27 protein-coding genes and 2 pseudogenes are annotated in these 26,200 nt (G+C 64.1%); 9 read left to right on the top strand and 20 right to left on the bottom strand.

Annotated elements, in window-relative coordinates; translation table 11 throughout:
• The 7 genes and pseudogenes from B5G12_RS08330 to B5G12_RS08295 all read right to left on the bottom strand — a co-directional run.
• Window positions 1-575, bottom strand: a 575-nt coding sequence (locus B5G12_RS08330; RefSeq protein WP_242955979.1) for an alpha-amylase family glycosyl hydrolase, incomplete at its 3' end; no start/stop codon positions are given.
• A gap of 241 nt (window positions 576-816) precedes the next feature.
• Window positions 817-2,372: pseudogene (locus B5G12_RS14950) on the bottom strand (alpha-galactosidase).
• 166 nt (window positions 2,373-2,538) lie between these two features.
• Window positions 2,539-3,361: pseudogene (locus B5G12_RS08315) on the bottom strand (glycoside hydrolase family 130 protein).
• Entirely contained in the window at window positions 3,348-4,064 is a 717-nt protein-coding gene (locus B5G12_RS08310) for an AGE family epimerase/isomerase (RefSeq protein ID WP_087324581.1), read from the bottom strand. Before B5G12_RS08310 ends, B5G12_RS08315 begins: the two are co-directional and overlap by 14 nt.
• A gap of 72 nt (window positions 4,065-4,136) precedes the next feature.
• Window positions 4,137-5,126 carry a glycoside hydrolase family 130 protein gene (locus tag B5G12_RS08305; RefSeq protein ID WP_204245667.1) on the bottom strand — a complete coding sequence of 330 codons (990 nt, stop codon included), beginning with the start codon at window positions 5,124-5,126 and terminating at the stop codon, window positions 4,137-4,139.
• Between the two features lie 239 nt (window positions 5,127-5,365).
• Window positions 5,366-6,403, bottom strand: coding sequence for an ABC transporter substrate-binding protein (locus B5G12_RS08300; protein WP_087324580.1), 1,038 nt, complete (start codon window positions 6,401-6,403; stop codon window positions 5,366-5,368).
• A 271-nt stretch (window positions 6,404-6,674) separates the two neighbouring features.
• Window positions 6,675-7,670, bottom strand: coding sequence for a LacI family DNA-binding transcriptional regulator (locus B5G12_RS08295; RefSeq protein ID WP_087324579.1), 996 nt, complete (start codon window positions 7,668-7,670; stop codon window positions 6,675-6,677).
• A gap of 625 nt (window positions 7,671-8,295) precedes the next feature.
• On the opposite strand from B5G12_RS08295, the gene B5G12_RS08290 reads away from it, so the two are divergent.
• Window positions 8,296-8,871 (top strand): SGNH/GDSL hydrolase family protein, encoded by a 576-nt coding sequence (locus B5G12_RS08290; protein ID WP_158099701.1) that lies wholly within the window; start codon window positions 8,296-8,298, stop codon window positions 8,869-8,871.
• Entirely contained in the window at window positions 8,808-9,599 is a 792-nt protein-coding gene (locus tag B5G12_RS08285; protein WP_242955978.1) for a phosphohexomutase domain-containing protein, read from the top strand. Before B5G12_RS08290 ends, B5G12_RS08285 begins: the two co-directional genes overlap by 64 nt.
• Window positions 9,600-9,685: 86 nt before the next feature.
• Here B5G12_RS08285 and B5G12_RS08280 read toward each other — a convergent pair whose 3' ends face one another.
• The 6 genes from B5G12_RS08280 to B5G12_RS08255 form a co-directional block, all read right to left on the bottom strand.
• Window positions 9,686-10,270, bottom strand: coding sequence for a macro domain-containing protein (locus B5G12_RS08280; protein ID WP_087324577.1), 585 nt, complete (start codon window positions 10,268-10,270; stop codon window positions 9,686-9,688).
• Window positions 10,267-10,890 carry a 4Fe-4S binding protein gene (locus B5G12_RS08275; RefSeq protein WP_087324576.1) on the bottom strand — a complete coding sequence of 208 codons (624 nt, stop codon included), beginning with the start codon at window positions 10,888-10,890 and terminating at the stop codon, window positions 10,267-10,269. The genes B5G12_RS08280 and B5G12_RS08275 overlap by 4 nt, the downstream gene beginning before the upstream one ends.
• Window positions 10,891-10,895: 5 nt before the next feature.
• A complete protein-coding gene (locus B5G12_RS08270) occupies window positions 10,896-11,117 on the bottom strand; it encodes a nitroreductase family protein (RefSeq protein WP_087324575.1) in 222 nt (73 codons plus the stop codon).
• Window positions 11,098-11,616: an SPASM domain-containing protein gene (locus B5G12_RS08265; RefSeq protein ID WP_087324574.1), complete on the bottom strand. Its 519-nt coding sequence runs from the start codon at window positions 11,614-11,616 to the stop codon at window positions 11,098-11,100. The genes B5G12_RS08270 and B5G12_RS08265 overlap by 20 nt, the downstream gene beginning before the upstream one ends.
• A gap of 571 nt (window positions 11,617-12,187) precedes the next feature.
• Window positions 12,188-12,541 (bottom strand): type II toxin-antitoxin system PemK/MazF family toxin, encoded by a 354-nt coding sequence (locus B5G12_RS08260; RefSeq protein WP_087228910.1) that lies wholly within the window; start codon window positions 12,539-12,541, stop codon window positions 12,188-12,190.
• 155 nt (window positions 12,542-12,696) lie between these two features.
• Window positions 12,697-13,104: a holo-ACP synthase gene (locus B5G12_RS08255; RefSeq protein WP_087324573.1), complete on the bottom strand. Its 408-nt coding sequence runs from the start codon at window positions 13,102-13,104 to the stop codon at window positions 12,697-12,699.
• A 173-nt stretch (window positions 13,105-13,277) separates the two neighbouring features.
• Between B5G12_RS08255 and B5G12_RS08250 the strand changes: the two genes are divergently transcribed.
• Window positions 13,278-13,523, top strand: coding sequence for an IreB family regulatory phosphoprotein (locus B5G12_RS08250; protein WP_087228904.1), 246 nt, complete (start codon window positions 13,278-13,280; stop codon window positions 13,521-13,523).
• Window positions 13,524-13,575: 52 nt separating this feature from the next.
• Here the strand turns inward: B5G12_RS08250 and B5G12_RS08245 are convergent, their stop codons facing one another.
• Together B5G12_RS08245 and B5G12_RS08240 are read right to left on the bottom strand one after the other, a co-directional pair.
• Complete coding sequence (locus B5G12_RS08245; protein WP_087324572.1) at window positions 13,576-14,508, bottom strand: tRNA dihydrouridine synthase; 933 nt, start codon at window positions 14,506-14,508, stop codon at window positions 13,576-13,578.
• 120 nt (window positions 14,509-14,628) lie between these two features.
• On the bottom strand, window positions 14,629-15,246 hold the full coding sequence (locus B5G12_RS08240; protein ID WP_087324571.1) for a flavodoxin family protein: 618 nt from the start codon (window positions 15,244-15,246) through the stop codon (window positions 14,629-14,631).
• Between the two features lie 364 nt (window positions 15,247-15,610).
• Here B5G12_RS08240 and B5G12_RS08235 point away from each other — a divergent pair, with 364 nt between their 5' ends.
• Window positions 15,611-16,966, top strand: a complete 1,356-nt coding sequence (locus B5G12_RS08235) for an MATE family efflux transporter (RefSeq protein WP_087324570.1) — start codon at window positions 15,611-15,613, stop codon at window positions 16,964-16,966.
• Window positions 16,967-17,254: 288 nt separating this feature from the next.
• Here B5G12_RS08235 and B5G12_RS08230 read toward each other — a convergent pair whose 3' ends face one another.
• Both B5G12_RS08230 and B5G12_RS08225 read right to left on the bottom strand, forming a co-directional pair.
• On the bottom strand, window positions 17,255-18,250 hold the full coding sequence (locus B5G12_RS08230) for an alpha/beta hydrolase (RefSeq protein ID WP_087324569.1): 996 nt from the start codon (window positions 18,248-18,250) through the stop codon (window positions 17,255-17,257).
• A gap of 16 nt (window positions 18,251-18,266) precedes the next feature.
• Window positions 18,267-18,503: a hypothetical protein gene (locus B5G12_RS08225; protein WP_087228888.1), complete on the bottom strand. Its 237-nt coding sequence runs from the start codon at window positions 18,501-18,503 to the stop codon at window positions 18,267-18,269.
• A 167-nt stretch (window positions 18,504-18,670) separates the two neighbouring features.
• Here B5G12_RS08225 and B5G12_RS08220 point away from each other — a divergent pair, with 167 nt between their 5' ends.
• Window positions 18,671-19,564: a LysR family transcriptional regulator gene (locus tag B5G12_RS08220; RefSeq protein ID WP_087324568.1), complete on the top strand. Its 894-nt coding sequence runs from the start codon at window positions 18,671-18,673 to the stop codon at window positions 19,562-19,564.
• A gap of 53 nt (window positions 19,565-19,617) precedes the next feature.
• Here the strand turns inward: B5G12_RS08220 and B5G12_RS08215 are convergent, their stop codons facing one another.
• The 3 genes from B5G12_RS08215 to B5G12_RS08205 all read right to left on the bottom strand — a co-directional run bounded on the left by B5G12_RS08215 (window position 19,618) and on the right by B5G12_RS08205 (window position 22,363).
• Window positions 19,618-20,178 (bottom strand): ECF transporter S component, encoded by a 561-nt coding sequence (locus B5G12_RS08215; protein ID WP_087228882.1) that lies wholly within the window; start codon window positions 20,176-20,178, stop codon window positions 19,618-19,620.
• A gap of 179 nt (window positions 20,179-20,357) precedes the next feature.
• Entirely contained in the window at window positions 20,358-20,978 is a 621-nt protein-coding gene (locus B5G12_RS08210; protein ID WP_087324567.1) for a cytidylate kinase-like family protein, read from the bottom strand.
• Between the two features lie 41 nt (window positions 20,979-21,019).
• Window positions 21,020-22,363: an MATE family efflux transporter gene (locus B5G12_RS08205; protein WP_087324566.1), complete on the bottom strand. Its 1,344-nt coding sequence runs from the start codon at window positions 22,361-22,363 to the stop codon at window positions 21,020-21,022.
• Window positions 22,364-22,801: 438 nt separating this feature from the next.
• Here B5G12_RS08205 and B5G12_RS08200 point away from each other — a divergent pair, with 438 nt between their 5' ends.
• Genes B5G12_RS08200 through B5G12_RS08185 form a run of 4 tightly spaced genes read left to right on the top strand, consistent with a single transcriptional unit; the run spans window position 22,802 to window position 26,193 of the window.
• Window positions 22,802-23,284 (top strand): YbaK/EbsC family protein, encoded by a 483-nt coding sequence (locus B5G12_RS08200; protein WP_087324565.1) that lies wholly within the window; start codon window positions 22,802-22,804, stop codon window positions 23,282-23,284.
• A gap of 19 nt (window positions 23,285-23,303) precedes the next feature.
• A complete protein-coding gene (locus B5G12_RS08195; RefSeq protein WP_087324564.1) occupies window positions 23,304-24,218 on the top strand; it encodes a ribonuclease Z in 915 nt (304 codons plus the stop codon).
• A complete protein-coding gene (locus B5G12_RS08190) occupies window positions 24,215-25,426 on the top strand; it encodes a CCA tRNA nucleotidyltransferase (protein WP_087324563.1) in 1,212 nt (403 codons plus the stop codon). The genes B5G12_RS08195 and B5G12_RS08190 overlap by 4 nt, the downstream gene beginning before the upstream one ends.
• Window positions 25,423-26,193: a tRNA threonylcarbamoyladenosine dehydratase gene (locus B5G12_RS08185; protein WP_087324562.1), complete on the top strand. Its 771-nt coding sequence runs from the start codon at window positions 25,423-25,425 to the stop codon at window positions 26,191-26,193. Before B5G12_RS08190 ends, B5G12_RS08185 begins: the two co-directional genes overlap by 4 nt.
• Window positions 26,194-26,200: the final 7 nt, after the last annotated feature.

Raw genomic sequence — 26,200 nt, 5'->3', positions numbered from 1 at the left:
ACGATCTCGCAGATCATCCGGATCATCCGCACGATGGTGTGGACCTGGGGCAGGTTGCGGCAGCTGGTGCCCAGCTGCTTCCAGATGTAGGGCACCGCGTCCAGCCGCACCACGTCCACCCCCTGGTTGACAAGGTAGAGCAGGTTGCCCGACATCTCGTTGAAGACCACCGGGTTTGCGTAGTTCAGGTCCCACTGGTAGGGGTAAAAGGTGGTCATCACCATCTTCCGGCAGTCGGGCAGCCAGGTGAAGTTGCCCGGCGCGGTGGTGGGGAACACCTGCGGGCAGGTCTGCTCGTACTGGTTGGGGATGGTGTCGTCGTCAAAGAAGAAGTACCGGTCCTGGTATTCTTTCTCTCCGGCGCGGGCGCGGCGGGCGGCGATCCGCTGGTTCCAGTCGTCCACGCTGGCCTGGTAGGCGGCGCATTCGGCCTCGAACTGGGCGTCGGTCTTGCCGCCCACACGTCCATCGTACCAGCGGATCCGCTCCTGCCCCTCGGGAAAGGTCTCCAGCAGGCTGCGGGGCATCCAGCAGTGGGCGTAGGTGCCGCCCCAGAAACATTCCAAGATGCCCACATGGACATCCAGAGCCCGGGCCAGGGCCGCCGGCGGGCAGGGCCGGCAGGCCGGCGCGCCAGCATCCGCTGCCGTCGGCCTGGCAGCAGGCGGTGACGGCGGCGGGATCGAGCCGGCAGGTCACCTGTGCGCCGGGCGCAGCCGTGCCCCAGACGGGCACGGTCCGGTCCCGCTGCAGCACCATGTGGTCGGAAAAAACAGCGGCAGGTCTCAGCGTCATATCTTGCAATACTCCTCTCAGTCAGGGCTGCGGCCATCCGCGCTTCGATGGTGGAGACATGGCCGCTGCAGTGGTTGGGCACCGCTGAGAAGTGGGCCCCACGACACAGCCGGGATAAAACAGGCTGGTGCCGTACTGGATGGTCAGCCAGGCCCGGGCGTCGGTGTTGTCGCTGCACCAGATCTGGGGGCTGTAGTAGAGCATCCCGCAGTCGAAGCGGGCGCCGCCGCCGGCGCAGTTTTCCAGCAGCAGGTCGGGGAAGGTCTCGGCCAGACGCCGCTGCAGCTCGTACAGGCCCAGCACATAGCGGTGGTAGACTTCCCCCTGACGTGCAGCCGGCAGGGCCGTGCTGTAAACATCGGCCAGGGCGCGGTTCATGTCCCATTTCAGATACCGGATGGGACAGCTGCGCAGCACCTGCTCCAACTGCTGCCAGATGCCGTCCACCACATCCGGGCGGCTGAGGTCCAGGGTGTACTGATGGCGGATCTGGACAGGCCGGCGCCCCGGCACCGCAAGGGCCCAGTCCGGATGGGCACGGTACAGGTCGCTGTCGGGGCTGACTGCCTCCGGCTCGACCCAGAGGCCCAGCTCCATGTCCATATCGTTCAGTCTGGCGCACAGCTCGGGCAGGCCGCCGGGCAGCTTGTTCCGGTCTGCGGTCCAGTCCCCCAGGCTGGAGGTGGTGTCGCTGCGCCCCTTGAACCAGCCGTCGTCCAGCACGAACAGGTCGATGTCCGCCTGCCGGGCCGCGGCGGCCAGGGCCAGCAGTTTTCCTGGTCAAAGTCGAAGTAGCAGGCCTCCCAGCTGTTGAGCAGCACCGGGCGGGGGACGTGCATATCCTGCCAGCGGGGCGGCAGCAGCCGGGTGCGGATGGCCCGGTGGAAGCGGCGGCTCATCTCGCCCAGGCCCTGGCCGGAGTAGACCATCGCGGCCTCGGGGGCGGCAAAGCTGCCGCCGGGCTCCAGCTGCCAGTGGAAGTGGTAGGGATGGATCCCCATCACCAGCCGCTGGCCGCCGTCGGCCCGCTGGGCCTCGATGAGAAAGCTGCCGCTGTACACCAGGGCGAAGCCCCAGCAGGAGCCGGTGGTCTCGGTGCAGTCGGGGGTGCAGAGGATGGCGGCGGGGTTGTGGGCGTGGCCGGGGATGCCCCGGGTGCTGCCGACGCTCTGGATGCCCCAGCGGAGAGGCCCGCGCTCCGGGGTGCGCTCGGCGGCCCAGGTGCCGTTCAGGGTGATCAGGTCCATGGGGCCGGGCGCAAAGTCCAGACAGAGGGAAGCCGCCTTGTGCAGCGTCAGCGGGCGGGAAGATACGTTGGTATACACCGCCGTCCGGGTGATCAGGTCCTCAGCCTCGTAGACCGTGTACCGCAGCTGCACTTCCAGGCCGAAGGCATCCCGCAGGGTGACGGCCAGGGTCTCGACCCCCGCGCCGTCCCGGAAGGCAGGCAGGCCGGGCAGCGCCGGCTTGCCCGCCGTTACCTCCGCCTGCACAAAGACCGGTTCGGCGGTCTCGGAACCGTCGGCAAAGGCGGGGATACAGGGGGGCGTGCGATGGTCGGCCGCGCCGGGGGCCATAGTAGGTGTGCAGCAGCACGCCTCCGGGGCCTACGGCCAGCTGATAGCTGGTGTGGGCGGTGTGCAGGGTATAGCAGGTATCGGTATGGACGATCATAAACAGCATCCTCTTGTCCGGAGCGGGCAAGCTGTCCGCACAAAGATGGGGACGGCCGCTCTCAGGGTGTTATTGATTTAAATTTGCCAGAAAAGCGCGGTTCTTGTCAATGAGGGCGCACCGCTGGGCCACGCAGTCGCGGCTGCGCAGGGGATCGGCCGGGGTGTTGAAGGCAAAGTCCAGCAGGCGGTCCACCGTGGTGCTGGCCACGTGCAGCCGGGTGTCGCTGGCGGCGTAGTAGATGTACACTTCGCCGTTGTCCCGCGCGATGGCGCCGTTGGTGAACACCACATTGGACACATCGCCCACACGCTCCCAGCCCCGGGGCGCGATCAGGAAGCCCGAAGGCTCGGCGATCACCTTCCAGGGCTCGGCCAGGGCGGACGATGCCGGCGGCGGCCACGGCGGCGGACAGGTCGGGGTTGGAGGTGTCCTTGCTCTCGGAGCAGAACACGCCGTAGATCCAGCCGTCCTCGTGCTTGGTCAGCCGCATATCGTAGACGTTGGTCTCCTCGGGGCAGGTGTCGGGCAGCTCGATGGGCTTGTCCCAGAAGCGAAAGCCGTCCACCGGGGAGTCGCTCTCGGCCACCGCAAAGAAGCTCTTGCGGTCGTTGCCCTCCACCCGGGCCACCAGATAGAACTTGCCGTCCAGCTCGATGGCGCCGGCGTTGAACACCGCGTTCACGCCCAGCCGCTCCATAAAATAGGGGTTTGCGGCGGGGTCAAGGTCGAACCGCCACTCCAGAGGGATGTGCTCGCGGGTGAGGACCGGATGCTCCCACCGGTCGTAGATGCCGTTGTACCAGTCGGACTTGTGGTTCTTGCGGGCCAGAAGCGCCTCTTGCAGGGCCTTCTGGCGCAGGTATTCGGGGTGCAGCTCAGACTTCGACATGGGGGTCCCTCCTGATCAGTTCCATACACATACGCCCGTTGTGGTAGGGGCATTTCCACGGTTCCACGATGGGCTGGCGGCTGGCCGGCTGGCCGCTTTCATCCACCGACCAGAACCACTCGCCGCCGGGGCGCTTGTCCACCAGCTTGTCGGTGATGTAGTGCCAGATCTGGGCGGCAGCGGCGGCATATTCCTGCCCGCCGGATTTTTCGTATTCGTTTACAAAACCCAGCACGGCCTCGGCCTGCACCCACCAGACGCGGGTGGTGTCGTCCACCCCGCGCTCACACTCGTTGAGCAGGGAGGAGCCGCGGTAGGCGTGCCGGTACACGCTGCGGGCCAGGTCCGAGTCGATGGCCGCGATCCGGGCGGTCAGCGCCTCGTCGCCCAGCAGGGCGCAGCCCCAGTCGATCAGCCAGCTGGACTCGATGTCGTGGCCGTAGCTGTACAGGTCGATGATGGACTGGTAGTGCTGGTCAAAAAAGGCCAGCTGCCGGTGCAGCGCGGGGGAATAGACCCTGGTGGCGTAGATGTCCAGGATGCGGCTGTTGAGGATGCAGCCCTTTTCGGCGGTCTTGTCCACCCGGAGGTCAAAGTCCACCAGGCCGTAAAAGCCGCCGTGGACCGGGTCTTTGAGGGACATCCAGAAGGGCAGGATGACGTCGTTCAGCATCTCCTGCGCCGCCTGCTTGATGCGTGGCATGAAGAAAACCCTCCTTTTTCACACAGGCGCCTGCCCCGGGCAAAAGCCGGAGCGGGCGCCGGGCTGTTATATTCAGCGCAGTCCCAGTTCGCGGTCCGCGCAGCTGGTCTCGTCGTGGGCTTTGATGTAGTCGGTCACCTCATCGACCGTGGTGAAGGCCAGGCCGACATAGCTGTCCGCGCAGCCGTAGTAGAGGGCGATGCGCCCGGTGGCGGCGTCCTGCAAGGTCGCGCAGGGGAAGCAGACGTTGGGCACAAAGCCGCGCTCCTCATAATCGGTCTCGGGGGTCAGCAGGAAGGTGGAGCAGCGGTGCAGCACACGGCTGGGCTCGTCGCGGTCCAGGATGGCGCCGCCGATGGAGTAGACATAGCCGTTGCAGGTGCCGGTGACGCCGTGGTAGAACAGCAGCCAGCCGTCGCTGGTCTCGATGGGGGCGGCGCCACCGCCGATCTTCAGGTTCTCCCACCAGTTGCCGCTTTTGCCCATCACATGGCGGTGGCGGCCCCAGAACTCCATGTCCGGGCTCTGGCTGAGGAAGATGTCGCCGAAGGGGGTGTGGCCCGAGTCGGAGGGGCGGCTGAGCAGGGTGAACATCCCGTTGATCTTGCGGGGGAACAGCACCGCGTTGCGGTTGAAGGGGACGAAGGGGTTTTCCACACGGGTGAAGGTCTTGAAGTCCTGCGTCCGGGCGATGCCGATGGAAGCGCCGTAGAAATCCTGGCACCAGATGATGTAGTAGGTATCCTCCACCTTGACCAGGCGGGGGTCGTAGGCATAGGGCGGCATGAAGGACTTGCCCTTTTCGTTCACAAAGGGGATCTTGTCCCGGTCGAACGTCCAGTGGATGCCGTCGGCGCTGCGGCCCAGGTAGATGAAGGGGATGCCGTTGGTCTGCTCGCCGCGGAACACGCCGATGAAACCCTCCTCAAAGGGGACCACCGCGCTGTTGAAGATGCGGGCCACGCCGGGCAGGGGGTTGCGGCGGATGACGGGGTTATCGGTGTAGCGCCACAACAGCGAGCAGGCCACAAGGACGATGTTGTTGATGGATTCATCCCGCAGCCAGTAGGGAAGGGTATCGACGTTGAAGCCCACCCAGCTCAGCAGGGTGTCCAGCACGAAGCCGTGGGTGAAGAAGAACTTGAAGATGAAGCCCACCGAGATGCCGCAGATCAGGCAGGGGAAGTAGAGCGCGCCCCGGAAGAACTTGCTGCCCTTGGTCTTGAAGCTGAGCAGGGTGGCGAACAGCAGGGCCAGGGCCATCTGGATCACCGAACCGGCCATGTAATACAGGCTCAGGGTCAGGGCGTGGAAGATATCGTCCCGGGTGAAAACATCGATGTAGTTCTGCAGGCCGACAAAGATGCGCCGGCCGATGTAGCGCATTCGGGGTTGGGCCCGGCGTCCTGCATCTGGACGATGGCCCAGCTGCCCAGCACCATGACACCGATCTCGCCGTTGTTCATGCGGGTCTTGCTGCCCTCCCAGTCGGTGGTGGTGGGGTCGGCCTCGGTCAGGCCGCGCTTGACGGCCTCATACAGGATATTGTAGACGGCGTAGGGACCGCTCTCGGGGTCGCCGGTGGGCACGCCGGGCGAGAAGGGGTCCATGGTCTGGGGCATAGTGATCCCCATCCAGTCGGGATCACCGGTCGCGCCGCCGCCAATGTAGGCGTCCCAGGCGCTCATGGTCCAGCCGGCGGCGTAGTTGGTGTACAGGGGATCGATGCTGGGATCGTAGTCCCGGATCTTCTGCAGCGCGTCCAGGAACTCGGTGGGAGTCTTGGGGAGGGAAGTGATGCCGGCCTCCTCAAAGACGCGCTTGTTGTAGATGACGCCCTGGGCGTTGCCGGTGGAGGGGATGCCATACACCTTGCCGCCAAAGGCGCGGTTGGCGGCGAAGTTGTAGTCCTCCTGAATGCCGCTCAGATCGCACAGGGGATAGAAGTAATCCGACAGCTCGGTCAGGGGAATGGTGGTGGGGATCATGCAGACATCGCCCCACTCCTGCGAGGTCAGACGGGTGGTCATGTCGCCGGCGTAGTCGGTGATCCCCTCGTACTCGATGGTGATGTTGGGGTACAGCTTCTGGAACTCGGCCACATAGCCGTCGAAGATGCCGTCCTGGATCAGGTCGGTGCGGTGGTTGATGACCTTGATGGTGGCGGTCAGGTCGGTGTGGTCGGTGTCGACGGTCAGCTCGTTGTAGGCGGGCAGATCGCTGGCGGCAGCTCCTGCGCCGGTGTCCGAACCACCGCAGCCGGCCAGCAGACTGCCGGCCACTGCAGCCGACAGGACGCCTGCAGCCTTCAGGAAATTACGACGATTGATCTTTCGCATGGTGTGTCCTCCTTTTTTGGATGAAAAGCTGGATGAAGGGCGTGTTCCCTCCACCCGGGTGATGGGTGCGGACGGCTGCCCGCACCGATCTGTCTGCATGCTCGGTATATTATTTAACTAACTTAAAGTCAATATATAAGCTAATAATTCGGCGCAATAACCTATAATTTAGCCTAAAATTTGGTTATCCTGCAACGTCCAGGGAGGAGGCGCACAAAAAAAGCAGGCAAACCAAACGTTTGCCTGCATGGATGAAAAAAGAAAAGTTAATTTATTTAGTCAGGGTGGAGTCCCGGTATACGATGGTGCCGGGCACCAGGGTGATGGGCGCGGGGATGGTCTTGCCGTTCAGTTTGCGGGCCAGCAGGGTCACGGCGGCGTTGGCCATCCCGTCCACGTCCACCCGGTAGCTGGTCAGCTGGGGGGTGCAGATGGTGGAGAAGCGGTGGTCGTCGTAGCCGGTCACGGCGATATCCTCGGGGATGCGGTAGCCCTCCTTTTTGAGCTTTTCCACCAGGTTGAAGGCTACCTCGTCACAGTTGCATACAAAGCCGTCCGGCATCTCTTTGGGCAGACACAGGGGGATCCAGCTGCCGTCGGCGTCGCGGTCCTCCAGCCGCCAGTCGGCCCGGGGCTCGATGCCGGCCTGCAGCAGGGCCCGGCAGTAGCCCAGATACCGGTCCATGATCGAGCTGGTGGCCCGCACGCTGCCCACAAAGGCGATCTTGCGGCAGCCCGTCTGCAACAGGTGCTCGGTGATCTGGAAGCTTCCGCTGACGTTGTCGCTCTGGACGCTGTCCCCGGCGATGACATCGTCATAGAAGTCCAAAAGGACGAAGGGAAGATTGTTTTTGAGCATGGCGGCAAGGTAGCTGCGGTGGAACTCGCCCATGAATACCAGCGCGTCCACGCTGCCGCCCGCCAGAATCAGCGGCAGGACACAGCCGTCCTCCGCATGGGGCATGACGATCTCCAGCATACACTGGTATTTCAGCCGGTTGCAGTGACTGACCAGGGAGCGGTAGAGATTGGCATAAAAGGTATTGTCCCCAAAGTGGCGGTCGGCCACCAGGATGCCGATGTTGATGCTGCGCTGCGCCGCCGTGGACTTGGCCGGCGGGAGATAGCCCATCTCCTTGGCTGTCTCCAGGATCTTCTCGCGCATTTCCTCGCTGACGCCGTCTTTGCCGGCCAGCCCTTTGCTGACGGATACGATGCTGATGCCCAGCTTCTCTGCAATATCCGCCATGCGCACTCGCTTTGCCATAAGATTCCTCTTTTCTGTCGTTTGCACCTGAAAATGGACGGTCGACCCAAAGCCTCTGTGGACTCTCAGGAAAGATACCACGGAAGTTATTAGTTAAAGTAAAGTATAACAGCACTGGGCGGCAACGTCAATGGCTGTTAAATTTGTTTGGGCTTTGATTGAATTTAAGAAAAAACTATTGAAACGATAAGCTAAATGTGATAAGCTATAACTGCAAAGTAAATTTTATAATTTTTTAGGTAAATATGGAGGCTTTCTATGACGACTGCACCGATCCGTTCCCTGCCCGCCGTGCGGCTGCTTGGCTGCCAGCCGGTGAGCCAGGGCCCCGTCCCTTGTTTTTACACCGCCTGCGGCATCGAGTGCCTGTTCACCGGCAGCGAGCTGGCCCTTTGCCTGGATGCAGGCTTTACCTTATATGAACCCTGGATCAGCGTGGAGCTGAACGGCGCATGGATCGCCCGGTTCCCGGTGCAGGCGGGCCGCAGCCGCGTCACCCTGTTCCGGGGCATGACCCCCGGGGTGCCCAAGCACGTCCGGGTGCTGAAGGACGTGCAGGCCATGCACGACGATCCGGACCACTTTTTGCTGATCGAGGCCCTGGCCTTTGAGGGGGGGCACGTTTTTGCCCCTGCCGGAGCCTGCGTACCGGCTGGAGTTTGTGGGCAACAGCATCACCAGCGGGGAGGGAGCCATCGGCGCAGTCTGCGAGGAGGACTGGGTCGCGCCGTTCTTCAGCGCGGTCAACCACTATGCCCGGATGACCGCCGACGCCCTCCAGGCCGAGTGGCGGATCGTGAGCCAGAGCGGCTGGGGCCTGCTGTCCAGCTGGGACAACGACCCCCGCCGCCGGGTGATGGATCACTACGACACCGTCTGCGGGCTGGCGGCCGGGCCGCACAACGAGGCGCTGGGGGCGCAGCAGCCCTACCGCTTTGACAGCTGGAAGGCCGATGCGGTGATCCTCAACCTTGGCACCAACGACGACGGCGCCATGGGCAACCCGCCCTGGACCGACCCCGAGACCGGCAGGACCTTCGCCCAGCGTCCCACCCCCGAACACCTGGCCGAGCTGGAACAGGCCGCGGTGGACGCGCTGAAAAAGGTGCGGGCCCGCAATCCGGATGCCTGGATCGTGTGGGCGTTCGGGATGCTGGGCGAGGGGCGGATGGGCCGGACGGCCAGGGCGGCTACCGTCTGATCACCGGCAACGAGATGGGAGTGCTGCTGCTGGATTACATCTGCCGCACCCGGCTCCAGACAGGCACCATGCCCAGGGACTCTGTGGCGGTGACCACCATCGTCTCCACCGACATGGCTACCCCCATCTGCGCCAAATACGGCGTGGAGCTGCGCCGCACCCTGACCGGCTTCAAGTTCATCGGCGAGCAGATCGGACTGCTGGAGGCCGCCGGCCAGAAGGAGCGCTACATCTTTGGGTTTGAGGAGAGCTACGGTTACCTGTCCGGCGCCCATGTCCGGGACAAGGACGCGGTCAACGCCGTAATGCTGGCCTGTGAAGCCGCCGCCTACTATGCAGGCAAGGGGATGAGCCTGCTGGATGCCGTCAACGCCCTGTACGACGCGTACGGCTGGTATCGCAACGCGCTGTGCAGCTTCTCCTTTGAAGGCGCTGCCGGCATGGCGGTGATGCAGTCGCTGATGGCCGGCCTGCGCAAAAATCCCCCGGCCTCCATCGCCGGACTGGCTGTGGAGTCGGTGCTGGATTACAGCGCCGGCGGCACCGGCCTGCCCGCTGCGGATGTGCTGGAATACCGCCTGGCAGGCGGGGCCAAGTTCATGGTGCGTCCCTCCGGCACCGAGCCCAAGATCAAGGTCTATCTGTCGGCCGTGGGCAAGAGCGAGGCCGAGGCAGACGCAGTGAACGAACGCCTTGCACAGGCCGCCGCCGCGATGATGCAGGGATAAAAGCCGCGCGTTGTTTTTGCGGCACGCGGACGCCCCCGTCTTTCCGTTTGGGAAAGGCGGGGGCGCTTTTTGGCGTATATGGACTTTCAGACGCATCCCGATGCTTCCCGGCAGTCGGCCAGGGCGGCCCGGTCCCGGCGGGTCACGCGCCCCTGGACGATGGGGCCCACCGTGTGCAGCACATAAGAGGCGGGCAGGTTGTAGCCGGGGGTCAGCTTGGCCCGGCCGCAGGGTTCGCAGCCGCCCTGGGCTTCCATCAGGCGGCGGCAGGCTTCCCGCAGCTGCAGACCCGCCGCCGAGTGGATGGCGTTGTCGATGCAGCCGTGGCAGGGCACGAAACAGCCCAGCAGCTGGCTGTTGGCGGCGTTGACGATGGCGTCTGCCCGCAGCCGGGTGATATCCCCCTGCCAGAGCGCCAGCCGCGGGTCGGCCGGAGCGGCGGGCAAAGCGTCTCCCTCCACCACCCCTTTGGCCTCCCGTTCGGCCGAGAGGAAGGCGTCCTGCCCTTCCAGAAAGGCCGGGTCGAGGGGCCAGGGCGGACGGACGTTCATCAGGGCCCGCAGCAGCCGGCGCTTTTCCTGCGGGCCGGCGGGGCGGGGGATGTCCTGGCGGTCGGGCCGCTCGCGCAGCAGAGCCTCCAGCAGGATGTCCAGGCGCTGCTCCTGTGTCATCGCGGCGCCCACCTCTCCACCGCCCCGACCGGGCACGCCTCAAAACAGGCGCCGCAGTGCAGGCAGTGCTCCTGCCGGATGACCGCCGGCTTTTGGGTGACGTCGATGCACCCCTGGGGGCAGTGGGCCGCACACCGCTTGCAGCCGATGCAGGCGTCGGTGACGCGGTAGCCCTTGGGCTTCGCCTGGCCCGCGCCGATGGTGTAGCTCTGGCGGAAGATGGGGCTGACCCCCAGGTTGAAATATTCGATGTCCATATCCCGGATGCGGAAAACGATACCGATCTGCCGGGTAGCCCCCGGGTAGACGTTGGCCAGGTAGGGCTGCTCCGCAAAGATGCGGTCCCGCCATGCGGCCTGCTCTGCGTCGGGCACCGGTTCGGCTGTGCCCGACAGGCGGATCATCTCTTTGTACATGGTGTAGCCCAGCACCTGCACCTTGGGGGAAGCCAGCAGCTCCCGGCAGAAGTCCTTGCCCCGGGCGGTGAAGAAATACAAGGCGTCCGGTTCATAGTGGATGGCGCTGATGTTCCGCACCTGGGGGCCGCCCGTTTCATCCACCGTGGCAAAGGCGAGCACCCCCACATAGCTCAGTTTTTTCAGACAGGTTTGCGCGTCCATCTTAGTCACTCCTTTGGCTCAATGATCCTGGTCCGCCCCGGGCGCCGGGGCTTGGGCTGGGGATAAGGCCCTTCCACATAGCCCAGTGTCACAAAGCAGCGGGCCGTATATCCTTCGGGGATGTCCCATTCCTGCATCAGGCTGCGGCCCAGTGGGGTGTCGAAGGTCTCCTCGGCCCGTGCGACGATGCAGGAGGCGATCCCCCGCTCATAGGCGGCCAGCGCCATGCTGGAGGCGCAGCAGTTCGCACCGGGAGCACTTCTCAAACTTTTCGTATACACGGTATTTGTCAAAGGCCGGGCCGGTGAACAGGCTGTACAGATCGTCGGTGAGGGCATTGCCCACCTTGCTCTCCATCCGGCGGCAGGCGTAGACCGCCCCGTCGGACAGGATGGTCATATGGCAGTTGCCGCAGTTGCAGCCGTCGTAGACGTATTCGTCGTCGGGGTAGGCCTTGGGATCAAAGATCCCTTTCTCGTACAAAAACAGCGTCCACAGGTGGTCTTTCAGGTTGAAGGTGGTCTCGCAGCCTTCCGCCTTGTATTTCTGGAATTTCTCCCAGCACAGCTCCATCATATGGCGGTACTCCGCCGGGGAGCAGCACACGTCCCGGTCCTTCTGCGACGGGCAGTAGCGTGCAAAGGCGAAGATATCGGCCTTGTTCCGGACCACCTCGTCCACCAGAGGGGGGATGTCCTGCACGTTCCAGCGTGAGACGGTGGTCATGATGGCCACATCGTCGTGGGCCCGCGGGGGGCCCGGGATCGTTATGTGAACGCCAAAGCGCGGTCACCGATGATGCAGGGAGCGGAGCGGGGGCCGTCCGCTTCCCTTTGCGGCTCCATTCTAATGCCGCTTTGCCGGACTGTAAAGTACGCACAATTTTGTGGCATAGTTACCGGGAGGTAACAAATGGACGGTTACCTGCGGGTAACTTTTTGACCGCCAGCGGCTTTTTGGCCGCCGCGCCGGTGCAAAAAATTTTTGGGAGCATTCCGGCCGGGCGGCACGGTAAAGGCGGATCGGAAAACCGCCTTTTGGGCAGGCGCATCAAAAAAGTCCCGTCCAGCCGACATGTGCGGATGGACGGGACACATACAGGGAAATTTGGCGCTGAGAGTGTGCGAGCCGCTTTGCGGCGAGTGCGCGGTTCAGCGCCAAATTTTGTCCCCAGGGGGATACCAGGGGGAAGGAATTTCTGTCCCGCGACTGCGGGCAGAAATGGGTTCCCCCTGGAGCGTGTCGTTTTTCGACACGCTGAAAAATGCCCCGCCGGCAGGGCGGGGCATTTTGGGGGTCAGGTGGCGCTGTCCAGCCCAAGGCTGACGTCCAGGGCCTGGTTGACCCGTTTTTGGTCTTCGGGGGTGATCTGCCCGGCCCGCTGGCGCAGGCGGTGCTTGTCAAGGGTGCGGATCTGCTCCAGCAGTACCACGCTGTCCTTGGCCAGGCCGGTGTCCGCCGCACGGATGTTGATGTGGGTGGGCAGGCGGGTCTTATCCAGCCGGGATGTAATGGCCGCCGCGATCACGGTGGGGCTGTGGCGGTTGCCGATCTCGTTCTGGACGATCAGCACAGGGCGGACGCCGCCCTGCTCCGAGCCGACCACAGGCGACAGGTCGGCATAGAAAACTTCTCCTCTGTGTACCTCCATGGAACTCCCTCCTTGCAGTATGGGGGGCGCGGTGCTTGGCCGCTCTATGTGCCGGCGTGCCAGCGGCCCGCAGCCCTTTGGTGGACACCAGAAGTATGCCCCGACCGGCCGCGGGTTATGCACGGGTGTTGTTCCATTCTATGCGGCGGCCCCGGTCAGTTATCGCTGCTCTCCAGCAGGCAGACCGCCATGGCCATGCCGCCGTCGTGGCTCAGCGTCAGATGGGAGGTCAGGCGGCGCTGCGCCACCCATTGGGCGGTGCGACCCGAAAACCGGTAGGCCGGCGCCCCCGAGGGCAGCCGCACGGCCTGGATCTCGGCCAGGGCAAAGGGACCGGCCAGCCCGGTGCCGGCCGCTTTCAGAAAGGCTTCCTTGGCGGCAAAGTTGGCGGCGGCGCTGGCTATCCGCCGGGCCGGCAGGCTCTCGGCCTGTTCCGACAGGCCAAGAGCCTCCCGTTCGTCCGGACCGAACACCCGCCGCGCAAAGGCCCCGCCATGGGGCCCGGTCAGGCTTTTTTCCATCCGGGGGATGGCGCACAGGTCGCATCCGATGCCGTAGATCATGATGACCTCCTTAAAACAGCGCTGCATCTGCTGTTTTTGTATCCGTTTTGTAAATATTTGCCCGTGTACTTGAAGTTTGCCCCTGATTCGTGTAGAATAAGAGGTACATGAATGCGGCGGGCCCCAGCCGCACAGCGCCTTGTTTTCACAAGGCAGAAGGGAGTGGATTGTTTATGAGTGAACCTACTGCTATTTTTTCGATCCACGATGAAAAGGACGAGCAGATCCGCGAGATATTGCAGCAGGTCTATGCTGCGCTGAAAGAAAAGGGCTATAACCCAGTCAACCAGCTGGTGGGCTATATCCTGTCGGAAGACCCCACCTACATCACCACCCACAACGGTGCGCGCTCCCTGATCCGCAAAGTGGACCGGGACGATTTGCTGCAGGCGCTGCTGCGCAGCTACCTGGGTGACTGACCCCACCGGCATCCGATCCGCCGCCCCGAGAGGGCGGTGGTTTTTTTATGTCCTAGCGCAGGGGCAAAGTAAAGATCTGGGAGGCCACCACCTCGTACTCCCAGGGGTCGCGCAGCTTTTTCAGCTGCTTTTCCAGCTTGCCTGCCCCCTCGAACAGGCCGATGGTATAGGACCAGAACCCCTTCATCCGGCTGATGGCGGCCTGGGGGCTGCCAAAGGCGGCGGTGTAGCCGGCGTACAGGTCGTTCATGTACCCCTGCAACTCCTGCCGGGAGGCAGGGGGACCGCCCCGAGCCTTGCGGAAAAGCGCCGGGTCAGCGATGAGGCCCCGGCCCGCCATCAGGCCCGACAGGCCGGGCCAGCGGGCCTGGGCGGCGGCCAGCTCCCCGGGGGAAGCCAGATCCCCGTTGTAGCACACAGGGGCTTTGCAGGCGGGCAGGGCGGCCTCAAAGGCGGCGCGGTCAGCCTGGCCCCGGTAGAGCTGGCGCATCACCCGGGGATGGATGATCAGCTCGGCGATGGGATAGCGGCCGTACACCTCCAGGATGGGGCCGAATTCCTCGGGCTTTTCCACCCCGATGCGGGTCTTGACCGAAATGGGCCCGCCCGCCTCGGAAAAGACGGTGTCCAGGAAGCGGTCCAGGGCGTCCAGATCCCGCAGCATCCCGGCCCCCTTGCCCTTGGCGGTGACGGTGCCCGAAGGACAGCCCAGGTTCAGGTTGACCTCCCGGTAGCCCATCTGCCGCAGCGCCCCGATCATCCAGGCGGCGCAGCTGCCGTCCTTTGCAAGCAGCTGGGGGATCAAAGGCGCGCCGGGGTTGGCCTGGGGCAGAAGCTCGGCCATCTTCTTTTTGACGGGCACCCGGTTTTCGGGCGGCGAGAGGAAGGGGGCGTAGTAGCGGTCGGCCCCGCCGAAATAGCGCTGATGGGCCTGCCGCCACACCAGATCGGTGAGGCCCTCCATGGGGGCTGCGTAATAGCGCATAAAATGTCTCCTTTGGGCTTATTCCTCGACACAATAGCATAAGCGGCCCCCTTTGTCAAGCGGCAGCAAAAAGCCCGCCCCGGGTGGGGCGGGCTCAGTATGCCGCAAAAGCGCCGCGCTTTAGCGGATGAAGTTTGTGAACTGAACGGGCTCCTTCTGGGGCAGGCCGTATTTCTCCTTGCCCAGGGCGATGCTCTTGATGAGGAAGGACATATTCCGCGCCAGGGTGCGCATGGTCTGTAAGCCCTCGGCGTCCTGGGCGGCCTCGCCGGGGGCGCGGCCATGGACGCTGTTCCAGTACTGGCTGGAGGCGACCGGCATCCCTGCGATGGTGAAGTATTTGTTCAGCTCGTCAAAGGTGGCGGAAAGGCCGCCCCGGCGGGCCACCACCACGCTGGCCCCTACCTTCATGCTCTTGTCAAAGCGGCAGCTGTAAAACAGGCGGTCCAGGAAAGAGATCAGGGTGCCGTTGGCCGAAGCATAATAGACCGGGGACGCGATGACCAGTCCGTCACAGGCCTCAAACTTGGGGGCCGTCTGGTTGACCAGATCGTCAAAGACGCACTTGCCCCGCGTGAAGCAGGTGCCGCAGGCGATGCAGCCCCGGATGTCCTTGCCGCCCACCTGGATGGTCTCGGTCTCGATGCCCTCCTGGGCAAAGACCTGCTCCATTTCCTTCAGGGCGATGGATGTATTGCCCCCTACCCGGGGGCTGCCGTTGATGATGAGAACGTTCATGGTTTGCACCTCTTTTTTCGGATTTGCTCAGAGAGCGGTATGGAGAACAGGCTCAGGGCCTGTTGAACGGCGGAACGGTTCCGGCCAGGTGGTCGGGATAGAGCAGGCGGATGGTCTTTTGCATGGGAGCGGCCTCCTTTGTCATAGCAGTTTGCTCTGATTGTAGCACAATGAAGCGGGAAAGGAAAGCGCGCCCGGGCCATTTTGGATATTGACAACCGGCCCCGGATATATTACAATAACAACGCCCAAGAGCTATATATTTTCCTGTTTCTGAATCAAACAGGAAGGTATATGGCTTTTTTTGATGTGTGCCTTCCCGGCGGGAGGGCGAAACGTGAAAGGAGAAAACGGAAGACCGTTTATGCAGCAGAGCTTTATGAAAACAAGACCGATCCTGCCGCTGGTGCTGTCCATGTCGCTGCCGATGGTGCTGTCCATGATGGTATCGTCGCTGTACAACATCGTGGACAGCTACTATGTGGCCCGGATCAGCGAGGACGCCATGACCGCCCTGTCGCTGGTGTATCCCGTCCAGAACCTGATCAATGCGGTGACCATCGGCTTTTCGGTGGGGGCCAACGCAGTGATCTCCTATCACCTGGGAGCCCAGGAGACCCGGAAGGCCAATGCCGCCGCCGCCCAGAGCGTGGTATGGAACGTCCTGCACGGGCTGGTGCTGACGGTGGTGTGCATCGCCGTGATGCCCGCTTTCCTGCGGATGTTCACCCAGGATGCCGCCATCGTGGATATGGGGGTGCGCTATTCCAACATCGCCTTTTTGTTCTCGGTGGTGATCGCCGCCTCCATGTCCCTGGAGAAGATCTTCCAGGCCACCGGCAGGATGCTGCTGACCATGGTGTGCATGATGTCCGGGTGCGTGGCCAACATCATCCTGGACCCGGTGCTGATCTTTGGCCTGGGACCCTTCCCGGAGATGGGCATTGAGGGCGCGGCCCTGGCCACCGGCATCGGTCAGGTGCTCAGTCTGCTCATCTATCTGGGGTGCTATATGACCCACAGGATCCCCATCCGCATCCGGCCGGGCCGGGATATGCTGGACCGCTCCATCACCAAAAGAATGTATGCGGTGGGGGTGCCTGCCACCCTGAACCTGGCCCTGCCCTCCCTGCTCATTTCCTGCCTGAACATCATCCTGGCGGGCTATTCTCAGGTATATGTGCTGGTGCTGGGGGTCTACTACAAATTACAGACCTTTTTGTATCTGCCCGCCAACGGCATCGTACAGGGGATGCGCCCCATCGTGGGCTACAACTACGGCGCCCGGGAGTATGGCCGGGTGCGCAGGATCTTCTTTACCGGCCTGGCTTTGTCGGCGGGCATCATGGTGGCGGGCACCGTCCTGTGCTGGGCGGTGCCGGGCAGCCTGATCGGGCTGTTCTCCACAAATGCCGAGACCATCGCCGCAGGCAGCACGGCGCTGCGGATCATCAGCATCGGGTTCATCATCTCGTCGGTGTCGGTGATCTCCTGCGGCGCCCTGGAAGGCCTGGGGATGGGCGGTCCCTCCCTCCTCATCTCCCTGCTGCGGTATGCGGTGCTCATCATCCCGGCGGCCTTCCTGCTCAGCCGGGTGCTGGGAGCCAGCGGCGTCTGGCACGCCTTCTGGGTCACCGAGGCGGTAGCCGCAGCGGTCAGCTGGAGCATCTGCCGCAGGAAAGTCTTTTCCGGGCAGACCATGGAAAACACCGAAACCTGAACCTGTTTCATACGCTGAAAGCCAGACCCGCCGGGTCTGGCCCAGACTGTCGAAAAAGTCCCGTCCAGCCGACATGTGCGGATGGATGGGACACATACAGGGAAATTTAACGCAGAGAGTGTGCGAGCCGCCTTGCGGCGAGTGCGCGGTTCTGCGCTAAATTTTGTCCCCAGGGGGATATTAGGGGGAAGGAATTTCTGACCCGCGTATGCGGGCAGAAATGGGTTCCCCCTAAAGCGTGGCGCTTTTGCGACACGCTCAGCCAGACCCGCCGGGCCTGGCTTGTTTTTATGCGTGCAGATGGGCGGAGAAGAACGCCTCCATCTTGTCAAAGGGGATGACATCCAGATTGTCGTACAGATCGATGTGAGACGCGCCGGGGACGATCAGCAGTTCCTTGTTGGCCGTGTAGGCATTGCCCTTGACCATGTTGGCAAAGGCGTCCCGGCCAAAGTAGCAGGAGTGCGCCTTTTCCCCGTGGATGACCAGCACCGCGCTGCGGATCTCGTTGGCGTATTGCAGGATGGGCTGGTTGATAAAGGACATACAGCCGGTGACGTTCCAGCCGCCGTTGGAGTTGAGGGACCGGGGATGGTAGCCCCGGGGGGTCTTGTAGTAGGTGTGGTAGTCCTTCACAAAGGCGGGGGCATCCTCGGGCAGAGGGTCCGCCACGCCGCCGCCCAGGGCATAGCTGCCGCTTTGGTAGTCCTGTGTGCGCTGGCGGTTGAGGGCCTCCCGCTTGGCGTGGCGGTCGGCTTCGCTGTCCTCGGCGTCAAAATAACCTTTGGCGTTCACCCGCGTCATGTCATACATGGTGGAGGCCACGGTGGCCTTGATCCGGGTGTCCAGGGCGGCGGCGTTCAGGGCCATGCCGCCCCAGCCGCAGATGCCGATGATGCCGATTTTGTCGGGGTCCACGTTGTCCTGCACCGACAAAAAGTCCACGGCAGCCTGGAAGTCCTCGGTGTTGATGTCGGGGGAGGCCATATACCGGGGCTGGCCGCCGCTCTCCCCGGTGAAAGAGGGATCAAAGGCAAGGGTCAGAAAGCCCCGCTCGGCCATGGTCTGGGCATACAGACCAGAGGCCTGCTCTTTGACGGCGCCAAAGGGCCCGCAGACCGCGATGGCGGGCAGCCTGCCCTGGGCGTCTTTGGGCTGGTAGAGGTCGGCGGCCAGGGTGATGCCGTACCGGTTGTGGAAGGTCACCTTCCGGTGGTCCACCTTGGCGCTTTGGGGAAAGGTCTTGTCCCATTCTTCGGTCAGGTGCAGCTTTTCTTCTGTCATAGCAAAAACCTCCGTTTCATGCGTCCTCTTTGTGCAGGATATAGACCAGGTGGTCCAGACAGTCGATCTGGTATTCCAGCTGGTGCAGCGCCTCCAGGAGGGCGGCCTTGTGCCGCGCCAGCAGCCTGTATTGCCGGCAGCGGCAGCCCCTCTGCTCCAGCTGGAAAAACTGTTCGATCAGCTCCCGGCTGCAGCCCGCGTCGGTCAGGTTCCGCTCCAGGCGAAAGGCCCGGTCCTCTGTGATGGCTTTCATCTGCCATGCCTCCTTCAGAATATGTCCGGGAAGCACCCCGCTGGGTCTATTGTAGGCCAAGGGGAACGAAATAGCAAATACTTGCTTTTTATTGCAAGAAATGCTTGGCAGGCATACCAGATCGGGTGTATACTGGATCTGAACATCAGCAAAGGAGGGCGCATAACATGGAGATACGGACGCTGCGCTATTTTCTGGCGGTGGCCCGGGAGGGCAGCATCACCCGGGCCGCCAATTACCTGCACCTGACCCAGCCCACCCTGTCCCGGCAGATCCAGGACCTGGAGGACAGCCTGGGGCACCCCCTGCTGATACGCCGCAGCCACCGGGTGGATCTGACCCCCGAGGGGATGCTGCTGCGCAAGCGGGCTGAGGAGATCGTGGCCATGGTGGACAAGACCGAGGCCGAGTTCACCGCGATGGAGGACACCGTCAGCGGGGATGTGTACATCGGGGGCGGGGAGAGCCAGGCCATCCGCCTCATCGCCGGGGTGATCGACGGGCTGCGGGCCGAATACCCCGGCATCCGCTTCCACCTGCACAGCGGCAACGCCCAGGATGTGACCGACCGGCTGGACAAGGGCCTGCTGGATTTCAGCATCCTGATCCAGCCCGCCAACATCGACAAATACGACTGCCTCGACCTGCCCGCCCAGGACGTGTGGGGGGTGGCGCTTCCCAAGACCCATCCGCTGGCCGCCAAGCCCAGCCTCGAAAAGCAGGACCTGCTGGGCCTGCCTTTGCTGCTGTCCAGCCAGGCCATCAGCCCCCAGCCGGGGGGCAACGCCTTTTTGGAGTGGTTCGGGGAGGATTTTGACAAGCTGGAGGTGGCCGCCACCTACAACCTGTTCTACAACGCCTCGATCCTGGTGGAGGCGGGGGTGGGCTGCGCCGTCACCCTGGAAGGGCTGGCCAATACCTCCTGTGAAAGCGACCTGTGCTTTCGGCCCCTGCAGCCGCGGCTTGCCGCAGGGCTGAATGTGGTGTGGAAGAAATACCAGGTGTTTTCCCCGGCGGCCGAGCTGTTTCTGGAGCGGCTGCGCCAGGCCGCAGAAGGATAAAAAAAGGCCGGAGCCTCTAAAAGGGCTCCGGCTTTTTGTGCACCGCTAAGGGATCATACCTTGCGGGCGTCGGGCTGACTTTTGCGGAAGGGCACCAGGCCGGTGCGGTTGAGAGCCAGCATCACAACAGGGATCAGGATGAGCTGTACGATGATGCCCGGGATGGCGTTGAGGAAGGCGCTGGCCATAAAGACCTGCATGGTCAGGCTGCTGCCGGTGGCGCCCAGCAGCACCGCCTGCACTACGCCCCACACGGCCCGGCCTGCCAGCATGGCGGCGATGAGGCAGCGGTAGAGGGCGCGGACGCACTGCCAGCGGGACCGGCTGTACAGCAGGCCCACCACCAGGCCGTAGGTCAGCAGCTCAAAGGCCATGGAAGTGGCGGTGGGGAACAGGGGCGGCATACCAAACAGCACCGACCGCAGCAGGGGCACCACAAAGCCCACAGCCGCGCCGTACTGCCAGCCGCAGATCAGCCCGCACAGAAAGACAGGCAGGTGCATGGGCAGCAGCATACTGCCGATCTGGGGGATCTGCCCGGTAAAGAAGGGCAGCACGAGGCCCAGTGCCAGGAACAGGGCGGCAAGGGTCAGGTTTTTGATCTTGGTGTGCATAGACATTCTCTCCTCGCTAAGCTGGTTGGATCGGGGGCAGGTGCCGGAGCTATTGTACCAGAGCCGCCGCCCGCAGGCAACCCGTTTTTTTCAACGCAACTATAACACAGGGCAGACCAAAAAACAAATACTTCCTTAGAATATGCAGCCATGCGGTTTGCGTATATCTCCGCCCGCCGTTACCTGCGCCGCAGCGCAAACCACGCCTCGGCGTACCCCGCCAGGTGGGGGATCAGCTGCTTGATCTCCAGGCCAGTGGTGTTGATGCACAGGTGGTAGCCTGTCTTGTCGCCCCAGCGCATATCGGAGAACATACTATGGTACTGGGCCCGGCGGGCGTCCACCCGTTTGATCTCCCGCTCCAGCTGGCGGGGGGAGGACAGGCGGCCGGCCTCCTCATACTGCTGGCAGCGCGCCACCTTGTGATCCATGTCCGCGTAGACGAACAGCTTGAGGGGGTCGTCGCCGCTCAGGATGACGTCGGCGGCCCGGCCCACGATGACGCAGTCGGAGGCTGCGGCCAGCTCTTTGAGCAGCTTCTGCTTTTCCACCAGGATATCCACCTGCTGTTTATACAGGGAAGGGCTGGAGATGGTGCGTCCAAAGTGGAGCGGGATGCTGGTGAGGATGCCGTTGCCGATGGCGCGGGCGACGTAGCCCTGGTCCAGGTTCATCTGCCGGGCCAGGCCCGCCTCGATCTCGCTGTCGTAGTAGGCGCAGCCTAAAGTGTCGGCCAGCCGTTTGCCGACCTCCCGCCCGCCGCTGCCAAACTCGCGGCTGATGGTGATGATGCGATTCATACGCTTTGCCTCCTCGGATGGCTCAAAGGGTTGGATGACGTTCACGATGCGTCGGGCTGGTGCAGGCTGGACCAGTTCAGGCGCAAAGTCAGCAGGGCCAGCGCCGCCGCCAGCAGGGCGGTAGCGGGGAAGTTGATCCACAGGCCGTCCAGACCCAAAGGCCACAGGACGACCAGCAGGATCACCGGGAAGATCAGGGCTGTGGACACCGAGATGATGGAGGCCGCCAGGGATTTTTCTACCGCCAGCATATAGCTCTGGGTGGCGAAGGACAGCCAACGGGTCAGGTAGGTCAGGCTGAACACCTGCAGTGCCCCCACCGACAGGGCCAGGGCGTCTCCTTCAGCCCCGGTGATGAACAGATGGGTGATCTGGACCGGGAACAGCCGGATGACCACCACCGACAACAGGGAGATGACGGCCGCCGCCGTGAAGCAGCATTTCTCGATGGCCCGCACCCGGGAGTATTTCCGGGCGCCCCAGTTGTAGCCCACGGCGGGCTGCAGCGAGTCGCACATACCGTACATCAGGGGCTGGATGAAGCCGTCCACATACATCAGCACGCCGTACACCGACACCGCCAGCTCGCCTCCCAGGCGCACCAGGAAAAGATTCATCAGGATGGAGGTCAGACGTCCGGCGATGTTGTTCAAAAAGCTGGGGCTGCCGCAGGCGATGATCTGCCGCAGCAGGTCCAGGTCGAACCGGGGTTTGCAGAAGTGCAGCAGGGCTTTGCCCCGCACAAAGGGGATGAAGGCCAGCAGCACGCAGATGAACATACCCAGCGAGGAGCCCAGGGCCGCGGCCCAGATGCCCCAGCCGAACACGCCCAAAAACAGGAATTCAAAGCCGACGCACAGCACCGACATCAGGATGTTGAGCGCCATGCTGCCCCGGATATATCCCGAGATGCGCAGGTAGTTGTCCACAGCGTACAGGATGGTGGTGAAGGGAGAACACAGCGCGTAGGTGCGCAGGTATTGCACCGCCTGGGCGGCAAACTCGCCCTCTGCCCCCATCATCCCGATCAGGAAGGGGGCGGCCGCGAACATGACCGCGCCGATCACCGCGCCGGCCCCCACGATCAAAAAGCAGGCGCAGGTGAAGATATTGTTGGCTTTCTGCCGTTCATTCTGGCCCAGGGCCACCGAAATGGGCACGGACGAGCCCACACCCACCAGGTCGGCCAGGGAAAAATTGATGATGACAAAGGGCATGGCCAGGTTGAGGGCGGCAAACGAGGTGGAGTCCAGAAAATTGCCCACCAAAATGCCGTCGATCAGCTGGTACAGCGAGGAGGCCAGCATGCCCACCGCGCCCGGAAGGGAGGCGATGAAGAACAGTTTCAGGGGCGGCGTTTTGGAAAACAGTGCGGTAGAATCCATAAAAAGCGAAAAGTCTCCTTTCTCCTGTGGGCCCGCAGCGGAGCGCTCTGCAAAAAAAGCGCCCGGCCATTGCAACAACGTAACAACAACCGAGCGCACTCGTCATCTTATCCGATCAGGGATGCGGCATCCCTCTTGTGTATTGCGATACACGATCCTCCGATGGAGCCATATTCTGTTTGGATGCAGCGGGGCGTATCTGTGTGCCGGCAGGCGCGCCAAACGGGCCGTCCGGGGCAAAATCGGACCATACCGGGAACATTTCAGATCCACGCCGGGACCATTATAGCAGAGGCGGCCGGCAAAAGTCAAGCGCGGCGGGATGCGGCAAACGGGAGGGGCGCCCGTCTGGCGTTTTTGGGCCCGGTATGCTATTATAATAGAATCGGGCGCGGCGCGCCGCGCATCTTTCTTTATTTGAGCAGAGGGGTAATGACAATGTCGATCGAGCGTGTAAGAGACTATTTCAAGACCTATGGCATGGATGGGCGCATTCTGGAGTTCGATGTCTCCAGCGCCACGGTGGAGCTGGCCGCCCAGGCGCTGGGGTGCGAGGGCTGCCGCATCGCCAAGACCCTGTCCTTCATGGTGGACGGCGGACCCATCCTGATCGTGGCCGCCGGCGACGCCAAGGTGGACAACCACAAATACAAGCAGCAGTTTGGCACCAAGGCCAAGATGCTGACCGCCGACGAGGCCGCCCAGCTGGTGGGCCACGCGGTGGGCGGGGTGTGCCCCTTTGGTGTCAACCCGGGGGTCAAGGTATACCTGGATGAATCCCTCAAGCGGTTCGAGACGGTGTTCCCGGCGGCGGGCAGCAGCAATTCGGCCATCGAGCTGACCATCCCCGAGCTGGAGCGGTACTCCGGCTGCACTGCCTGGGTGGACGTCTGCAAGAACTGGCAGCCCGCAGAGGGCTGATAAGAGAGGAGGGGGCCCTATGGTCACGGTGACATTGCTGGGCACGGCGGCTACCATGCCGCTGCCCCAGCGCGCCCTGACGGCGGCGCTGCTGTCCTGGCAGGGGCACAGCCTGCTGTTCGACTGCGGCGAGGGCACCCAGGCCGCCGCCATGCGGGCGGGTGTGGGGCTGTCCCGGTTGGAGGCCATCTGCCTGACCCACTACCACGGGGACCATGTGTTCGGGCTGCCCGGCCTGCTGCAGACCATCGGCTGTCAGGGGCGCACCCGGCCTTTGCTGCTGACCGGCCCCCGGGGTCTGGAGCAGTTCTGGTCCGTCATGCGGGTGCTGGCGGGGCCGCTGCCCTACCAGGTGCTGCCGGCCGAGATGGGGTCCGATGGGCTGTGGTTCGAGGGCGGGGCCGAAGTGCGCGCCATCCCCACCCGGCACCGGGTGCCCAGCCAGGGATACCAGTTCCTGCTGCCCCGGGCGGGCCGGTTCGACCCTGCAAGAGCCAGGGCCCTGGGGGTGCCGCTGAAATACTGGAAGCAGCTGCAGCAGGGGAAAGCGGTGCAGCTGCCCGGAGGCCCTGTGGTCCCCCAGCAGGTCTGCGGACCCGTCCGGCGGGGGATCAAGGTGGTGTTCTCAGGGGACACCGCCCCCTGCCCTGCCCTGGAGGCCGCCGCCCGGGACGCCGACCTGCTGATCTGCGATGCCACCTATGCGGAGGACGAGCTGGCCTCCGAGGCCGCCAGATATGGCCACAGCACCTTCCGCCAGAGTGCGGAGCTGGCCGTCCGGGCGGGGGTGCGGCGGCTGTGGCTGGCCCACTATTCCCCCCGCATCGAGGACCCGGAGGCCTTCCTGCCCCTGGTGCAGTCCATCTGCCCGGCGGCGGAGTGCGGCCTGGACGGCAAGAGCATCACCCTGCGCTTTGAGGAGGCGGAGCCATGACCCTTTGGATCGACCCCGGGGCAGGGCAGGTGCTGGAGGTCCTGCGCCGGGCCGGCCACAAGGCGTACCTGGTGGGGGGCTGCGTGCGGGACAGCCTGGCAGGCCGCACCCCCCAGGACTGGGACATCTGCACCAGCGCCCGGCCCCGCCAGACCATGGAGCTGTTCGGGACGGAGCGGTGCATCCCCACCGGGCTGCAGCACGGCACCGTCACCGTCAGGCAGGGGGAGGGCCTGTACGAAGTGACCACCTTCCGGGTGGAGGAGGGCTATTCCGACGGGCGGCACCCCGACCGCGTGTCCTTTGTGGGGGAGGTGGAGGCGGATCTGGCCCGCCGGGATTTTACCATCAACGCCATGGCCTATGCCCCCGGTGAAGGTCTGATCGATCCCTTTGGGGGCCGGGAGGACCTGCTGGTGCGCCGGCTGGTGCGGGCGGTGGGGGACCCGGTCCGCCGCTTTGAGGAGGACGGGCTGCGCATCCTGCGGCTGTACCGCTTTGGCGCCCGGGAGCAGCTTGCCGTCGAACCCGCCACCGGCGCAGCCGCCATAGCGGAGCGGGCCCGGCTGGACTGCGTCTCGGCCGAGCGGATCTGGCAGGAGCTGTACAAGCTGCTGGCGGCCCCGCGGCCCGGCTCCTGGATGCCCCCCGAGATTCTGGGACAGGTGCTGCCCTGGCTGGACACGGCGGGGCAGCCGGCCCGCTATGCCGCCTCGCTGGCGGTGGTGGACGCCCTGCCCCCCGACCCTCTGGTCCGTCTGGCGGCTCTGCTGGCTCCCGCCGGCCCCGGGGCTGCGCGGCAGGCGGTGAACGCCCTGCGGTGCTCCCGGGCCCAGGGGGAGGAGGTGTGTGCCCTGGCGGCAGACAGCGCCCTGCCTCTGACCGGTGAACCGCTCCGCCTCCAGGCTCGCCGCCTGCTGGCCCGGATGGACGCACGGCGGGCCGGCCGGCTGCTGGCGCTGCGCCGGGGACAGACCGGGGACGAGGGCTTTGCCCGTCTGGCCGGGGAGGTGCGCCGTCTGGAACAGGAAGGGGCCTGCTGCCGTGTGGGGCAGCTGGCGGTGAACGGCAAAGACCTGCTGGCTTTGGGGGTCCGGCCGGGGCCCGGGGTGGGCCGTCTGCTGGAAGCCGCCCTGCAGCAGGTGATCGAGGAAAAACTGCCCAACCAGCACGACCCGCTGCTGGGATGGCTGAAGGAGAACCTATGACGACAGATACTGCAAGAGAACAATATTCCCGCACCCGGCTGCTGCTGGGGCAGCAGGGCATCGACCGCCTGCGTGCCGCCCGCGTGGCGGTGTTCGGGGTGGGCGGCGTGGGCGGCTATGTGGTGGAAGCCCTGGCCCGCAGCGGCGTGGGCGCGCTGGACCTGATCGACGACGACAAGGTCTGCCTGTCCAACCTCAACCGCCAGATCATCGCCACCCACTCCACCCTGGGACAGTACAAGGTGGACGCCGCCGCCGCCCGGGTCCGGGACATCGACCCGGATATCCAGGTGCGCACCTACAAGATCTTTTACACCCCCGAGACGGCGGACCAGTTCGATTTTTCCCAGTACAGCTATGTGGTGGACGCCATCGACACGGTGAGCGGCAAACTGGCCCTGGTGATGCAGGCCAGGGCGGCCGGGGTGCCGGTCATCTGTTCGATGGGGGCGGGCAACAAGCTGGACCCCACCCGCTTTGAGGTGGCAGATCTGTACGAGACGTCGGTGTGCCCCCTGGCGCGTGTGATGCGCGCCGAATGCCGCAAGCGGGGCATCGACCATCTGAAGGTGGTCTATTCCAAAGAACCGCCCATGGCCCCCCGCCCGGAGGAGGCGATGCCCGCCGGGACGCCGGACAGCAGCCCGGCCCGGCCCGGCGCGCCCAAAAAGAGGGCGCCCGGCTCCAATGCCTTTGTGCCCTCGGCGGCGGGGCTGATCATCGCCGGACAGGTGGTCTGCGACCTGACCGGCTGCCGCAACGACTGACACTGTG

The organism is Faecalibacterium sp. An58, from assembly GCF_002161515.1.
Lineage (GTDB): Bacteria > Bacillota > Clostridia > Oscillospirales > Ruminococcaceae > Faecalibacterium > Faecalibacterium avium.
The sequence above is the reverse complement of the archived record's forward strand: the minus strand, read 5'-3'. Positions and strand labels throughout refer to the sequence as shown.

Bases quoted from the DNA above. Each gene is read 5' to 3' on its own strand.
- B5G12_RS08310 (WP_087324581.1), bottom strand. From the start codon at position 4,064: ATGCCACGCATCAAGCAGGCGGCGCAGGAGATGCTGAACGACGTCATC.
- B5G12_RS08300 (WP_087324580.1), bottom strand. From the start codon at position 6,403: ATGCGAAAGATCAATCGTCGTAATTTCCTGAAGGCTGCAGGCGTCCTG.
- B5G12_RS08295 (WP_087324579.1), bottom strand. From the start codon at position 7,670: ATGGCAAAGCGAGTGCGCATGGCGGATATTGCAGAGAAGCTGGGCATC.
- B5G12_RS08280 (WP_087324577.1), bottom strand. From the start codon at position 10,270: ATGACACAGGAGCAGCGCCTGGACATCCTGCTGGAGGCTCTGCTGCGC.
- B5G12_RS08275 (WP_087324576.1), bottom strand. From the start codon at position 10,890: ATGGACGCGCAAACCTGTCTGAAAAAACTGAGCTATGTGGGGGTGCTC.
- B5G12_RS08270 (WP_087324575.1), bottom strand. From the start codon at position 11,117: ATGGCGCTGGCCGCCTATGAGCGGGGGATCGCCTCCTGCATCGTCGCA.
- B5G12_RS08265 (WP_087324574.1), bottom strand. From the start codon at position 11,616: ATGACCACCGTCTCACGCTGGAACGTGCAGGACATCCCCCCTCTGGTG.
- B5G12_RS08260 (WP_087228910.1), bottom strand. From the start codon at position 12,541: ATGGAGGTACACAGAGGAGAAGTTTTCTATGCCGACCTGTCGCCTGTG.
- B5G12_RS08255 (WP_087324573.1), bottom strand. From the start codon at position 13,104: ATGATCTACGGCATCGGATGCGACCTGTGCGCCATCCCCCGGATGGAA.
- B5G12_RS08250 (WP_087228904.1), top strand. From the start codon at position 13,278: ATGAGTGAACCTACTGCTATTTTTTCGATCCACGATGAAAAGGACGAG.
- B5G12_RS08245 (WP_087324572.1), bottom strand. From the start codon at position 14,508: ATGCGCTATTACGCAGCCCCCATGGAGGGCCTCACCGATCTGGTGTGG.
- B5G12_RS08240 (WP_087324571.1), bottom strand. From the start codon at position 15,246: ATGAACGTTCTCATCATCAACGGCAGCCCCCGGGTAGGGGGCAATACA.
- B5G12_RS08235 (WP_087324570.1), top strand. From the start codon at position 15,611: ATGCAGCAGAGCTTTATGAAAACAAGACCGATCCTGCCGCTGGTGCTG.
- B5G12_RS08230 (WP_087324569.1), bottom strand. From the start codon at position 18,250: ATGACAGAAGAAAAGCTGCACCTGACCGAAGAATGGGACAAGACCTTT.
- B5G12_RS08225 (WP_087228888.1), bottom strand. From the start codon at position 18,503: ATGAAAGCCATCACAGAGGACCGGGCCTTTCGCCTGGAGCGGAACCTG.
- B5G12_RS08220 (WP_087324568.1), top strand. From the start codon at position 18,671: ATGGAGATACGGACGCTGCGCTATTTTCTGGCGGTGGCCCGGGAGGGC.
- B5G12_RS08215 (WP_087228882.1), bottom strand. From the start codon at position 20,178: ATGCACACCAAGATCAAAAACCTGACCCTTGCCGCCCTGTTCCTGGCA.
- B5G12_RS08210 (WP_087324567.1), bottom strand. From the start codon at position 20,978: ATGAATCGCATCATCACCATCAGCCGCGAGTTTGGCAGCGGCGGGCGG.
- B5G12_RS08205 (WP_087324566.1), bottom strand. From the start codon at position 22,363: ATGGATTCTACCGCACTGTTTTCCAAAACGCCGCCCCTGAAACTGTTC.
- B5G12_RS08200 (WP_087324565.1), top strand. From the start codon at position 22,802: ATGTCGATCGAGCGTGTAAGAGACTATTTCAAGACCTATGGCATGGAT.
- B5G12_RS08195 (WP_087324564.1), top strand. From the start codon at position 23,304: ATGGTCACGGTGACATTGCTGGGCACGGCGGCTACCATGCCGCTGCCC.
- B5G12_RS08190 (WP_087324563.1), top strand. From the start codon at position 24,215: ATGACCCTTTGGATCGACCCCGGGGCAGGGCAGGTGCTGGAGGTCCTG.
- B5G12_RS08185 (WP_087324562.1), top strand. From the start codon at position 25,423: ATGACGACAGATACTGCAAGAGAACAATATTCCCGCACCCGGCTGCTG.